Genomic DNA, 13,050 nt, shown 5'->3' on the forward strand with positions numbered 1-13,050 from the left:
ACCCCGGCGTGACGGCGGCGCTCGGCCTGCTGCTCTCCGACATCCGGTACGACATCGGGCAGAGCTGGGTCCGGGAGACCGGGCGGGTCGGCGAGGCCGCGCTGGAGGAGCAGCTGGCCGCGCTCACCGCGCGGGCCCGCGAACTGCTCGCCCAGACCGGGCACGAGGAGGACGGGCAGCTGGAGTTCTCGGCCGACATGCGCTACCTCGGCCAGGCGTACAACCTCACCGTCCCGCTGCCGCCCCCGCCCGTCACCGCCGGGTCGACGGCGGAGGCCGAGCGGTCCTTTGTGGAGGCGCACCGCAAGGCGTACGACTACGTCCTCCCCGACACCCCGACCGAGATCGTGGCGCTCCGGGTACGGGCGGTGGTCCCGGCGGAGCCGGTCGTCTGGGAGGTCGCCGGCGCCGGCCGCGACGATGCCTTCCTCGGCCGGCGGAAGGTGCATATGAACGGCGAATGGCTTGAGTGCGATGTGCTCGACCGGGCCCGCCTCGGCACCGGCGACCTCGTCCACGGCCCGGCGATCATCGACCAGGAGGACACCACCACCGTCGTGCTGCCCGGTTGGCAGGCCGAGACGGTCGCCGCCGGCTCACTGCTGCTCACCCGAAGGGACCACGCCTGATGACGCTCGACCCGGTGACCCAGGAGATCCTGGCCAGTGCGTTCCACAGCATCGGCGAGGAGATGGCGGTCGTGGAGTACCGCTCGTCCTTCTCCCCGATCATCCGCGAGATGCTCGACTTCAACTGCGCGCTCTTCGACGCGCAGGGCCGGATGGTCGCGCACTCCGAGCAGATCCCGGCGCAGCTCGGCCTGATGCAGTTCGCCCTGCAAGCCGCGCTGGTCCGCCACGGCGGAGTGCTCGCCCCGGGCGACGCCGTGCTCACCAACCACCCGTACATGGGCGGTACGCACACCAATGACCTCCAGGTGTTCATGCCGATCCACGTGGGCGCCGAACTCGTCGGGTACGCCGGTTCCATCGCACACCACATCGACATCGGCGGCACCTTCCCGGGCACCGAGAGCGCGCAGACCACCGAGCTCTTCCACGAGGGAATGATCTTCCCGGCGATCAAGCTGGTGGACGCCGGAGCCGTCAACGAGGTGGTCTACGACCTGATCCGCGCCAATGTCCGCGACCCGCACTCGACCGTCGGCGACCTCGGCGCCCAACTCGCGGCGTGCAAGCGCGGGGTGGAGCGGGTGCGCGAACTCTGCGGGCGGTTCGGCGCCGACACCATCGTCCAGGCGATGGGCAGCCTGCTCGACGACACCTCGGCACGGGCTGGCGCGCTCTTCGCGGAGTGGCCGTCCACCTCGGTCACGGTCGAAGGACATCTGGACGACGGCGGCTTCGAGGGCACCGACCCGGTACGCATCCGGCTGACCCTCACCGCCCGCGACGGACGTCTCTCCATCGACTTCACCGGCACCTCCGAGCAGGTCCCCAGCGGTATGAACGTGCCGCTGGCCAGCGCCCACGCCGGGGTCTACTTCGGGGTGCGCTGCTTCGCCGGCCACTCCGGCATCCGGCAGAACGACGGCATGACCCGGCTGATCGAGGTGACCGCCCCCGAGGGCACGCTGGTCAACCCGGTCTTCCCGGCGGCGCTCAGCGCACGGCACCTCGCCGTACAGCGGATCGCCGATCTGATGATCGAGGCGCTCGGCGAGCTGCTGCCCGACCGGGCGGTCGCGGCGAGCCATGTCTCCTTCCCCGCCTGGGTGTTCCGCGCCCATGACCCCCGATCGGGCAAGGACACCCTGCTCGCCGACATCCTCGGCGGCGGCGGAGGCGCCCGCGCCGACGCCGACGGCGACCACGCGCTCGACACCTACTGCTCCAACTGCGCGATCCTCCCAGCGGAGATCACCGAGCTGGAGTACCCCTGGCGGGTCGAACGCACCGAGCTGGTCGACGGCTCCGGCGGCACCGGGCGCTTCCACGGCGGCCTCGCGGTCCGCCGCGACATCACCCTGCTCACCGCCGAGGCGGACGGCATGTACTACGTCGAGCAGACCAACGCCGACTTCGCCGCCAAGGGCCGCAACGGCGGCGGCAGCGGCACCCCGGGCCACGCCGCCCTGCGCCGCAGCGACTCCACCGACTGGGAACGCCTCCCGGGCAAGGGCTACCTCCGCATGCGCAACGGCGACACCGTGTCCTTTGTCAGCGCCGGCGGCGGAGGCTACGGCACCCACCCCGACGGCGTGCCGCACCCATGACCTTCAGGGCGTTGAAACCCTGGTGAAACCAGGCTGAATGCGCCCTGCCGCAACCTCTGCGGCATGACGCCAACGACATCGCACCCACTCGCCATCGCGGCCAAGGGGCTGCGCAAGGCATACGGGGACAAGACGGTCCTCGACGGCATCGACCTGGCCGTGCCGACCGGCACCATCTTCTCCCTGCTCGGCCCGAACGGCGCCGGCAAGACCACCGCCGTCAAGATCCTCTCCACCCTCCTCACCGCCGACGCCGGCGACCTGCGCGTCGGCGGCCACGACCTGGCCGCCGACCCGCAGGCCGTACGGGCCGCGATCGGCGTCACCGGCCAGTTCTCCGCCGTCGACGGCCTGATCACCGGCGAGGAGAACATGCTCCTGATGGCGGACCTGCACCACCTCTCCCGCAGCGAGGGCCGCCGCACCGCCGCCGAGCTGCTGGACCGCTTCGAACTGGTGGAGGCCGCGAAGAAGCCCGTCTCCAGCTACTCCGGCGGCATGCGGCGCCGCCTCGACATCGCCATGACGCTGGTCGGCGACCCGCGGATCCTCTTCCTGGACGAGCCGACCACCGGCCTGGACCCGCGCAGCCGCCACACCATGTGGGGGATCATCCGCGAGCTGGTCTCCGGCGGCGTCACCGTCTTCCTCACCACCCAGTACCTGGAGGAGGCCGACGAACTCGCCGACCGCATCGCCGTGTTGAGCGACGGCAGGATCGCCGCCGAGGGGAGCGCCGACGAGCTGAAGCGGCTCATCCCGGGCGGGCAGGTGCGGCTGCGGTTCACCGACCCGGTCGCGTACCGGTCCGCCGCCGTCGCCCTGCGCGAGGTCACCAGGGACGACGAGGCGCTGTCGCTGCGGATCCCCAGCGACGGCAGCCAGCGCGAGCTGCGCTCCATCCTCGACCGACTGGACTCGGCCGGCATCGAGGCGGACGAGCTGACCGTGCACACCCCCGACCTCGACGACGTGTTCTTCGCCCTGACCGGCGGCGCCCATCTGCCCAACCAGCCCAACCAGCCCAAGGAGACCGTCCGATGAGCGCCCTCTCCCTCGCCGTACGCGACTCGAACACCATGCTGCGCCGCAACCTGCTGCATGCGCGGCGCTACCCGTCCATGACCCTCAACCTGCTGCTCACGCCGATCATGCTGCTGCTGCTCTTCGTCTACATCTTCGGCGATGTGATGAGCGCGGGCATCGGTGGCGGCAGCGCCGATCGCTCCGAGTACATCGCCTATATCGTCCCGGGCATCCTGATGATGACCATCGGCAGCACCGTGATCGGGGCCGCGGTCTCCGTCTCCACCGACATGGCCGAGGGGCTCATCGCCCGCTTCCGTACGATGGCGATCCACCGCAGCTCCGTGATCATCGGGCATGTCGTCGGCAGCGTGCTTCAGGTGCTCGCCAGCCTGGTCCTCGTCGGTGCCGTCGCCGTGGCCATCGGCTTCAGGTCCACGGACGCCACGGCCCTGGAGTGGCTGGCGGCGTTCGGGCTGCTCGCGCTGTTCGCCCTGGCGCTCACCTGGATCGCGGTCGGGATGGGCATGGCCAGCCCGAATGCCGAGGCCGCAGGCAACATGGCCATGCCGCTGATCCTCCTCCCGCTCATCTCAAGCGCCTTCATCCCGGCCGACACGATGCCGGGCTGGTTCCAGCCGATCGCCGAGTACCAGCCGTTCACCCCGGCCATCGAGACCCTGCGCGGCCTGCTGCTCGGCACCGAGATCGGCAACAACGGGTGGATCGCGATCGTCTGGTGCCTCGTCCTGACCGCGCTCGGCTACCGCTGGTCGACGTCGCTGTTCAACCGCGACCCGAAATGAGCGCGCGGGCTGCCTCCGGCAGCTCGTCCCGCTCCAGGGCGGCGTACTCCGACACCGCGTCGGCGTACGCCGCCCGATCGGCGTCCTCCGCCGCCCGCCGGGCGCGGGCCGCCGACATCGTCGGCTGGAACTCGCGCAGCACCCGCAGCCGTTCGGCCAGCGCGACCATCCGTACGGCACCGGCGTCGCCGGACGCGAGCCCCGCCATGCCAAGGGCGTGCAGCACCGTCCCGACCACCGGGAGCTCCAGAGGCGAGCGGGACGGACCGGAGAGCAGCGTCCGCAGCCCCCGCCGCAGCCGGTCGACCGGCTCCGCGACCAGCCCCAGACGGCCGGCGTGCGCATGCGCCGTCACCGCCGCCGACTGGATCTGCAACGCCCACGGGTCGAGCCAGGGGTCGTCGCTGTACATCGAGCCGGCCGCGAGTATGCCCTCCAGGGCGCCGCGCCACAGGCCGAGCCCGACCTCCGTCAGCCCCCGGGCGAGCGCGATCTCGGCACGCCCGCCGGGGCCGGGCCGGTAGAAGGCGTCCTGCTGCGGGGCGTTGTCGCTCTCCGCCTGCCACAGCCAGTACTCGGCCTCGTCAGGGTTGCCGCACTGCAGGCAGGCGAGGACGAGGCCCGTGCGGATGAAGATGTAGTCGTGCCCGTCGGCGAGCCGCGGCACCACCTCAAGCGCCGCCTTGAGGTGTCGGTACGCCTCCTCGCCCCGCCCCGTCCGCAGGCACAGCTCGCTCAGCCGGGAATGCCCCATGAGCTGCATGGACGGATTGCCGACCGGGTCGAGTCCGGCGAGTATCCGGCGAGCCGAGGCGAGCGCGCGGTCGATGTCGTGCTCGTACTCCCAGACATAGGTGGCGATGCACTCGGCGACGCCGGCGACCAGCGGCTGCTCGCTCTCGCAGAGCCCCCGCAGCACCTGGTAGTCGGGAGGCCGCATCTCGGGGACCGCGCTCAGCACCACCGCGATGGCGCGCAGCAGCGTGTCCGGCGGGGCCGTGGGCAGCCGCCGGAGGGTGACGAGCTGGCGTACGGCGACCGGGCCGTAGCCCATCAGCAGACCCGCCGTACACAACACGGCGGCGGCGCGGGCGACTTCGACGTATTCGGGCCCGGGGTAGTAGTGCGACAGCGGTGGGCCGGTCTCCGCCGCGAGGGCAACGAGGCGGGGGAAGTTGGAGTCGCTGGACCACAGAGCGCCGAGCACGGCGGTGAGGGCGGCGATGGTGGGGCCGTCCGTACGGGCCAGGGCGTGCCGCAGGGCCAGTACGAGGTTGTCCTGCTCGGCCCTGATCAGCCCCCAGGCTGTCCGCGGTTCCGAGCCCAAGGACCAGTCGTGGTGCGCGACCCCGAAGTCCCGCGCCCAGGCGAGGAACCGGCCGACGGCCTGGTCCTCCTCGCCCGCCTCCGTACGCCGGGCCGCGCTGAACTCCCGTACGGTCTCCAGCATCCGGAACCGCACGCCGAACGGGGTGTCGGCGACGGTGAGCAGCGACTGACCGGCCAACTGCTCAAGCAGGATCAGCGCGTCCTCGCCGAGCACCCGCTCCGCCGCTTCGCCCAGGAAGCCGCCGGGGAAGACGGACAGCGTGCGCAGCGCCGCCCTGGCGTCCTCGGCGAGCAGGTTCCAGCTCCACTCCACGACCGCGTGCAGCGTGCGGTGGCGCTCCGGCATGTCCCGCGCCCCGCCCCGCAGCAGCGCGAACCGGTCGCCGAGGCGGCGGGCGATCTCCGGCACCGACAGCACCCGCACCCGCGCCGCGGCCAACTCCACGGCGAGCGGCAGCCCGTCGAGATGGCGGCAGAGCTCGGCCACCGCGTCCGGCGGCAGCCGCACCCCGGGCCGGGCGGCCCGGGCCCGCTGCGTGAACAGCTCGACCGAGGTGTCGAGACCGAGCTCCGGCAGCGCATACACCGCCTCCGAGGTGAGGCCCAGCGGGGCCCGGCTGGTGGCGAGCACCCGCAGGTCCTTCGAGGACGAGACCAGGGCCTGGACGAGGTCTGCGGCGCCCCCGATGACCTGCTCGCAGTTGTCCAGCACCAGCAGAGCGGACCCGGAGCCGAGCACACCGAGGATGCCGGACACCGGGTCGGCCGAGGCGTGGCCGCTGATGGCGCCGGGCCGCCCCTCGCCCGCGCCGAGCGCGGAGGCCACCTCCGCGGCCACGTCCGCGTCCGAGGTGACGCCGGCGAGCGGCACGAAATACACCACGCGCTGCCCGGCCCGACGGCTGACGGCATGCGCGAGCCGGGTCTTGCCGAGGCCGCCAGGGCCGACCACGGTGACCGCGCGGGAGGCGCGCAGCCGCCGCTCCACCGCCGCAAGGTCCTCGTCCCGGCCGAGCAGCGGGTTGGGCTCATGCGGCACGCCGTGCCTGGCCGGAGGCGCCTCGCCGCGCAGCAGCTCCTGCTGTACGGCCTTGAGCCCGGCACCCGGATCCATGCCGAGCGCCTCGCGCAGCTCACGGCGGTACGCCTCGTACCGCATCAGCGCGGCGGACGGGCCCGCCGTCGCCGCCTCGCCGCGCAGCAGCGCGGCGAGCACCTCCTCGTCGCGCGGATGCTCCGAGGCGGCCACCGCCAGCGGCCCGGCCGCCTCCGCGTGCCGCCCCAGCCGGGCGAGCGCGAGCGCCTGCGCGCGTATGAGCGCGCTGCGGACGGGGGCGCGCTCGGTGCGCAACGCGGCCACCGGGTCGTCGGGGTCGCCGGGCCCGTCAGGGGTGCCCTCCCACAGCGCAAGCCCGGCCTCCGCCGCAGCCAGCGCCCCCGCGTGGTCCCCGGCCCTGGCCCGGTCCGCGCCGGCGGCGGCGTACAGCAGCAGGGCGGAGCTGTCGACCTGATCCTCGGCGAGGGTGAGCCGGTATCCGCTCGGCGTGCCGGCGAGGACGTCGGCGCCCAGCTGCGCCCGCGCCCTGGAGACCAGGACCTGCACCGCCTTGCCCGGCCGCTCCGGCAACTCCTCCGGCCAGAGCCCCGCCACCAGCCGCTCGGTGGTGCAGCCCGTGCGCAGGTCGCCCGCGAGCAGCGCCAGCAGGCTGCGGAGCCGGGGCGCGGTGACCTCCCGTCCGCGATAGGCGACACGCGGCAGCAGGGTCAGCTCGGTGGTCATCCGTGCAGATTAGCCAAGGCGCTGCCGCAGCCGCGCCGCCGGTGCTTGAGCACCTTGTTGCCCCGGGACGATGAAGGCGCAGCCCACCTCGCCCAGCCGTGGGTCGCGGAAGCCCCACTCGTCGTCCCCGCCGACCCCGACAAGCTCCCGAAGGAGCACCCGCTCAACGGGCTGAAGGCCCACCCGCCTGGCCTGACGCCCGCCCCGGTCCGCCGTGGAGTGGGCTTTCCCATTCCTGGAGCGGGCCGGGGCCGAACCGGCGGCCGGCGGCCCGAAGCCGGCCTGAACAGGGCGTGAACACGTCGCCCGACGATGACCCGGAGGCGAACCGCAAGCCACTCGACAAGCAGGCCCCTGCCCGGCCACTCGGATCCGCCCCCGGGCACCGGCGGAGAGCCACGTCCGCAGCCCGCCTGCTCCCCTCCCCAGGAGATCCCATGACCGCACTCGTCGTCCTCGCCGTGCTGCTCCTCGTCATCGTGGTGCCTCTCGCCCTCGCCGGCACCGCGCTCTACAACGGTCTCGTCCGCAAGCGCGGCGCCGTGGACAACGCGTGGGCGCAGACCGACGTGCAACTCAAGCGGCGTCATGACCTGATACCCAACCTCGTGGAGACGGTGAAGGGGTACGCCACGCATGAGCGGCAGACCCTGGACGCCGTCGTCGCGGCGCGCTCCCAGGCGCTTACGGCCCAGGGCCCGCAGCAGCAGGCCGCCGCCGAGGGCATGCTGTCCGGCGCGCTGAAGGGCCTGCTCGCGCTGGCCGAGGCGTACCCGGACCTGAAGGCGAGCCAGAACTTCTCCGAGCTCCAGGCGGAGCTGTCGACCACCGAGAACCGCATCGCCTACTCCCGGCAGTACTACAACGACGCGGTCCTCACCTACAACAACGCGATCCAGACGGTCCCCGCCAACCTGGTCGCGGGAGTTGCCGGATTCACGGCGCGTGAGTACTTCCAGGCCCCCGACGAGGAGCGCGGCCCCGTTCAGGTGCGGTTCTGACATGGCGTTCTGGGCGGCCGCCGTCGCGGCCCTGCTGCTCTGGCTCCTGCTGCTGCTCGCGATGGCCCTCGCCACCCGCAACCCGGAGGTGATCGCGGGCCCGCCGGCCGGCGAGCTGGCCGACCAGTCACCGGCCGTCGTCGACCTGATCACCGGTCACTGGCGGCTCACCGGCGAGGCACCCGCCGCCACGCTGCTCGACCTGGCAGCCAGGGGCGTCGTGCAGATCGAGGAGATCGGCCCCGAGCTCTCCCTGGTACGGCTGCGCCATGACCCCGGCGACCTCAACCCCTACGAGAAGCTGGTCCTCGAACACCTCCAGGCGCTGGCCGTTGACGGCGTGGTGGCGACCGGTGCGCTCGCCGAGGGCTCGCGCGACCTGAGCCGCTGGTGGAAGAGCTTCCGTAGGAAGGTCATCGTCGACGCCAGGTCCCAGGGCCTGTCCCAGCCCCGATGGAGCAGGGCCCAGGCCGCCGTGCTCACGGCCGCGGCGGGTGTCCCGGCCCTGGCCATCGCCGTGGCGGTGACGGTGGACGACAGGAAGCACAGTGCCGGCCCCGGCGCGGGCATCGTGTCCTGGGTGCTGCTCACGCTGCTGATGGGCAAGCTGAACGGCGAGCGCGGAACCCGGCGCGGCGCAGAGCTGGCGGGCTACTGGCTGGGCGTGCGCAAGCACTTCGCCGCGAGCGGGCGCTTCCCCCAGCTGCCCGCCGCGTCGGTCACCCTGTGGGGCCGCCACCTGGCGTACGCGGCGGCGCTCGGCGTCGCGCCGACGGCGGTGACGAGTCTTCCGGTGAGCACCCCTGCCGATGACAGGCGTGCCTGGTCCGACTACGGCGGCATGTGGCATGTGGTCACCGTGCGCTATCCCCGGCGCATGCTCTGGGCGCGCGAACCGCGGCCCATGCTGCTCCGCGCCCTGGGCGCGGGCGCTCTGGCGGGGTTCTGGGCCTGGGTGGTCCTGCTCGTCGCGTCGGCGTTCGGCTGGTGGCCGGACGCGCTGCGGACGCCCTCGGCGTTTGTCGTCGGCGCGCTTGTGGCGGCCGTGCCGCTGGCGTACGCGATCAGCGATCTGACCCGCAAGGCCGAGATCGAGGGCCAGATCGTGCGGCTCAGGCGTGTCGATGTCGGCTCGGGCGAGAATCGCGGCCACAGCTACGTCCATTGGTGTGCCATCGACCAGGGCCGGGAACGTGAGGTCAAGGCGTTCGGGATCAGCGGCACGCTGTGGGGCGCCCTCGCCGAGGGCGACCGGGTGCGTGCCAGGGTCGGTCCCACGCTCGGCTGGATCAGCGAGATCGAGGTCGCCGAGCGCCGGCAGCGCCAGGAGCGCTACGACGACACCGGCGAGTACCGGATCGACGCCCCGGAGAACCTGGGCGAGGTACGGATCTCCGATCCACGCAAGGAGTGACGCGGCGGCCATGTTCCCTGCGAGGTTCCCTGCGAACGTGTTCGACGCTACGTTCCTCCCCGGCCACCAGCCGGTGCCAGGAATGCTCGCGAGGGAGAGACCGTATGCGGCCGCAGACCGCGCTGGTGATCCGCAACCCGTTGCTGACCGGCTCGCATCCTGACCCGTCGATCGTGCGGGTGGGAGGCGACTTCTACCTGGCCACCTCGACATTCGAGTGGTATCCGGGCGTGCGGTTGCACCACTCCCGGGACCTGGTGCACTGGCGGCCCCTGGGCGGGGCCTTGGACAGCACCGCGCTGCTCAACCTGGCGGGCTGTCCGGACTCCGGCGGGGTGTGGGCGCCCCACCTCAGCTGTCCGGACGGCCTGTTCCACCTCGTCTACAGCAACGTGTCCACATACGCGGGCGGTTTCACCGACGCCCCCAACCACCTGGTCACCGCGCCGACCATCGACGGCCCCTGGTCCGACCCGGTGCCGCTGCACGCGCGCGGCTTCGACGCCTCCCTCTTCCATGACGGCGAGCACAGCTGGCTGCTGAACCTGGTCCACGACTGGAGACCAGGCCACGGCGGCTCGGCCGGCCTGGAGGCCACCCGCTACGACCGCACGGCCCGCCGACTGGTCGGCGAGCCCGTCCCGATCGCGCTGCCGCCGCAGGCCGGGTGGATCGAGGGCCCCACCCTCTACCGGCACGGGCCCTGGTACTACCTGCTCACAGCGGACGGCGGAACCGGCTACGCACACCAGGTCACCGTGGCCCGCTCCCGTTCCCTGGCCGGGCCGTACGAGCGCGACCCGCACGGCCCGCTCATCACCGCCCGCGACCACCCGGAGCTGCCGCTACAGAAGGCCGGACACGGCAGCCTCGTCGAAACCGGGACCGGCCAGTGGTACCTGGCCTACCTCGCCGCCCGGCCCCACGGCCGCCGCGGACCATGTGTGCTCGGCCGGGAGACCGCGCTGGCCCCCGTCACCTGGACACCCGACGGGTGGCCGCGCACCCCCACCGGCCTGCCCGACCTCGAGATACCCGCGCCCGACCTGCCTGCGGGCGCACCGTACACACCGGAGGAGGTGGACGGCTTCGACGGGCCCGCCCTCGGGCCCGACTGGTCCACGTTGCGCCGACCCGCCGCACCGGACTGGCTCTCCCTCACCGAGCGCCCCTCCCATCTGCGGCTGCACGGCGGCCGCTCACCCCAGAGCCTGACCGGCTCCTCCCTGGTGGCACGCCGCGTGACCGCCGCACGCTGCGCGTTCGAGGCGACGGTGGAGTACCAGCCGCGGACCTTCCAGCACCTGGCGGGGATCACCGCCTACTACAACACCCGCACCTGGTACTTCCTGTACGTCACCGCAGACGACCAAGGACAGCCGGTACTCCGCACGGCCTCAAGCGACCGGGGCCTGGTGACCGTGGACGAAGCAGGGCAGGAACCTCTCGGCGCCGCCGCACGACTCCGCCTCGGCCTCGACCTCGACGGACCCGTCCTCCGCTTCCGCTGCGACACCGGCACCGGCTGGCGCTCCTTCGGCCCGCCGCTCGACGCGACCGTGCTCTCCGACGAACACGCCGAGGAGATCGAGGACGGCCGGATCCGGACCATGGGCTTCACAGGGGCCTTCGTCGGCCTGTGGGCCTGGGACCTCACCGGAGGCGGCCACCCAGCCGACTTCGACGACGCCGCCTACCGCACCCCGCAGTGAACGGAGGCCAGGCTTGTTGCGGAAGCTGTGACCAGCGGGAGCCGTAGGTGATGAGGCCCTTCGTGTCGGCCTCTGCCGTCCACCAACTGCCGCTATCGGCTGTGTGCGACGCGCCGTCGTCAGACTCGCGCGGTGTGCGCGGACCTGCCGATCCGCTCCGGCAGGCCGGGGAAGAGGCGCCTGGCATTGGTGTGGCCGATCTTGACTCGGTCGTTGTGGTTGATGGCGGCGTTGTCGAACCAGTCGGCCGCCTCGCGCATGGATTCGTAGGGGTAGTCGCTGGAGAACAGCACGCGGTCGACGCCCATCTCGGCCAGAGTCGCGTTGAGCGTCTGGGTGTGGAAGTTCCCGCTGGTCGTGACGTAGAAGTTGTCGAGCAGGTAATGGGTCAGCGGCTTCTTGAACTTGATCAGGTCGCCCATCGCGGCCGCGCGGTGGTCGATGCGCCACATGTTGAACGGCAGGGTCTCGCCCAGATGGCCGAGGATGACCGTGAGTCGGGGGAACCGGTCGAACAGGCCGCTGGTCATCAGCCGCAGCGCGTGGGTGGCGGTTTCGACAGTGAAGCTCCAGACGGCGCCGAACAGTTCCGGATGACCCTCATAGATTCCCTGGTTGCCCAGCAGGGGATCGCGCGGGTGCAGGTATACCGGCACGCCGAGTGCCTCGACGCGTTCCCAGAACGGCAGGAAGCGTTCGTGGTCGTAGTACCAGCCGGTGTCGGCGTCACCGATGTTGGTGAAGCCGTTGAGCATCACCCCGTGGAAGCCGAGTTGGGTCACACAGCGCTCCAGCTCGGCCACGGCCGCGGCCGGGTCCTGCATGGGCAGGGTGGCGAATCCGCCGTAGCGGGTGGGATGGGCGGCGACGATCGTGGCCAGCTCGTCATTGACCCGCCTGGCGCGGGTGACGGCACGGCGTGGGTCGGTCTCCGCCTGGACGCCGGGCGCCGTCAGCGACAGCAGTGAGTAGTCGATGCCGGTGGCGTCCATCTCCCCGAGTCGCTCCGTGCTCACCTCAAGCAGGCGCCGAGAGACCTCCCTCATCATCTCGGGGTTGACGTATTGCGGGAGTTCGTTGCTGAACTCCGGGAGGTTGAAGTGCTCTTCGAGCGCAATCTTGCCGTTCATGTGGCCGCTCCTTGCATTCGGTCCGGTATTGAAGGCGCCTTTAATATAGAAGGCGCCTGCGGTGATTCAAGGTGGACACGAACAGCGACGGTGGCCTGGGTGAGTCACCGGTGATACTCCGGCCGTGGACTGCTCCTGTGCTGGTGGTGCCGACCGCGGACGTGTTCCATAAACACGTCGGGGAGCGAAACGCGGGGCTTTTCCACCCGCTCCCGGTGATGACGTCGCGATGAGGACGTGGCCGGCGTCCTGCCGGCACTCGTCGATGCGGCCACCGTCGATCAGGGCCGTCCCGGGCCGAACGACAACTGCGGGTCGAGGTAGACCTCGACCCGCAGTGGAAGGCTGTGCCATCGCCTCGTGGGGCGATGAGTGGTGTCCGAGGGGGGACTTGAACCCCCACGCCCGATAAAGGGCACTAGCACCTCAAGCTAGCGCGTCTGCCATTCCGCCACCCGGACAGGGTGTGTGCCGTGGGGTTCCTGTGCGGTGCCCGCGGCGACATGAGAAACCATAGCAAAGATCGGTAGGGCTCCCAAAACCGCCTCGCAGCCGCGTGCACCGCCCCCACCTGGGGTGATCGCATCCGCGGTGGGCCTTGGGCGGGAGCGGGCGG

At 71.8% G+C, this 13,050-nt stretch carries 9 protein-coding genes and 1 tRNA gene; 7 read left to right on the top strand and 3 right to left on the bottom strand.

The genetic code is table 11. The features are described 5' to 3' along the window. Positions 1 to 8: 8 nt before the first annotated feature. From C7M71_RS27565 to C7M71_RS27580, 4 genes are all read left to right on the top strand, one after another. Entirely contained in the window at positions 9 to 629 is a 621-nt protein-coding gene (locus C7M71_RS27565) for a hydantoinase/oxoprolinase family protein (RefSeq protein ID WP_229759252.1), read from the top strand. Then, positions 629 to 2,236: a hydantoinase B/oxoprolinase family protein gene (locus tag C7M71_RS27570; RefSeq protein ID WP_111491436.1), complete on the top strand. Its 1,608-nt coding sequence runs from the start codon at positions 629 to 631 to the stop codon at positions 2,234 to 2,236. Before C7M71_RS27565 ends, C7M71_RS27570 begins: the two co-directional genes overlap by 1 nt. Positions 2,237 to 2,299: 63 nt before the next feature. Continuing rightward, a complete protein-coding gene (locus tag C7M71_RS27575) occupies positions 2,300 to 3,280 on the top strand; it encodes an ATP-binding cassette domain-containing protein (protein ID WP_111491435.1) in 981 nt (326 codons plus the stop codon). Then, complete coding sequence (locus C7M71_RS27580; protein WP_111491434.1) at positions 3,277 to 4,068, top strand: ABC transporter permease; 792 nt, start codon at positions 3,277 to 3,279, stop codon at positions 4,066 to 4,068. Before C7M71_RS27575 ends, C7M71_RS27580 begins: the two co-directional genes overlap by 4 nt. Here C7M71_RS27580 and C7M71_RS27585 read toward each other — a convergent pair. Next, on the bottom strand, positions 4,049 to 7,177 hold the full coding sequence (locus tag C7M71_RS27585; RefSeq protein ID WP_114914615.1) for an ATP-binding protein: 3,129 nt from the start codon (positions 7,175 to 7,177) through the stop codon (positions 4,049 to 4,051). The two genes, C7M71_RS27580 and C7M71_RS27585, sit on opposite strands and share 20 nt — an antisense overlap. Before the next feature lie 437 nt (positions 7,178 to 7,614). Between C7M71_RS27585 and C7M71_RS27590 the strand changes: the two genes are divergently transcribed. The 3 genes from C7M71_RS27590 (at position 7,615) to C7M71_RS27600 (ending at position 11,304) form a co-directional block, all read left to right on the top strand. Continuing rightward, complete coding sequence (locus C7M71_RS27590) at positions 7,615 to 8,178, top strand: LemA family protein (protein WP_111492739.1); 564 nt, start codon at positions 7,615 to 7,617, stop codon at positions 8,176 to 8,178. Position 8,179: 1 nt separating this feature from the next. Further along, positions 8,180 to 9,592 (top strand): DUF2207 family protein, encoded by a 1,413-nt coding sequence (locus C7M71_RS27595; RefSeq protein WP_111492740.1) that lies wholly within the window; start codon positions 8,180 to 8,182, stop codon positions 9,590 to 9,592. 104 nt (positions 9,593 to 9,696) lie between these two features. Beyond that, positions 9,697 to 11,304, top strand: a complete 1,608-nt coding sequence (locus C7M71_RS27600; protein ID WP_175607754.1) for a family 43 glycosylhydrolase — start codon at positions 9,697 to 9,699, stop codon at positions 11,302 to 11,304. Positions 11,305 to 11,423: 119 nt separating this feature from the next. On the opposite strand, the gene C7M71_RS27605 is transcribed toward C7M71_RS27600, so the two are convergent. Next, entirely contained in the window at positions 11,424 to 12,434 is a 1,011-nt protein-coding gene (locus tag C7M71_RS27605) for an amidohydrolase family protein (protein WP_111492741.1), read from the bottom strand. Positions 12,435 to 12,807: 373 nt separating this feature from the next. Next, positions 12,808 to 12,895, bottom strand: a tRNA-Leu gene (locus C7M71_RS27610). Positions 12,896 to 13,050: the final 155 nt, after the last annotated feature.

The organism is Peterkaempfera bronchialis, assembly GCF_003258605.2.
Classification (GTDB): Bacteria; Actinomycetota; Actinomycetes; order Streptomycetales; family Streptomycetaceae; genus Peterkaempfera; species Peterkaempfera bronchialis.

Excerpts from the sequence above, each read along its gene's own strand:
- C7M71_RS27570 (WP_111491436.1), top strand. The coding sequence starts at position 629 with ATGACGCTCGACCCGGTGACCCAGGAGATCCTGGCCAGTGCGTTCCAC.
- C7M71_RS27575 (WP_111491435.1), top strand. The coding sequence starts at position 2,300 with ATGACGCCAACGACATCGCACCCACTCGCCATCGCGGCCAAGGGGCTG.
- C7M71_RS27580 (WP_111491434.1), top strand. The coding sequence starts at position 3,277 with ATGAGCGCCCTCTCCCTCGCCGTACGCGACTCGAACACCATGCTGCGC.
- C7M71_RS27585 (WP_114914615.1), bottom strand. The coding sequence starts at position 7,177 with ATGACCACCGAGCTGACCCTGCTGCCGCGTGTCGCCTATCGCGGACGG.
- C7M71_RS27590 (WP_111492739.1), top strand. The coding sequence starts at position 7,615 with ATGACCGCACTCGTCGTCCTCGCCGTGCTGCTCCTCGTCATCGTGGTG.
- C7M71_RS27595 (WP_111492740.1), top strand. The coding sequence starts at position 8,180 with ATGGCGTTCTGGGCGGCCGCCGTCGCGGCCCTGCTGCTCTGGCTCCTG.
- C7M71_RS27600 (WP_175607754.1), top strand. The coding sequence starts at position 9,697 with ATGCGGCCGCAGACCGCGCTGGTGATCCGCAACCCGTTGCTGACCGGC.
- C7M71_RS27605 (WP_111492741.1), bottom strand. The coding sequence starts at position 12,434 with ATGAACGGCAAGATTGCGCTCGAAGAGCACTTCAACCTCCCGGAGTTC.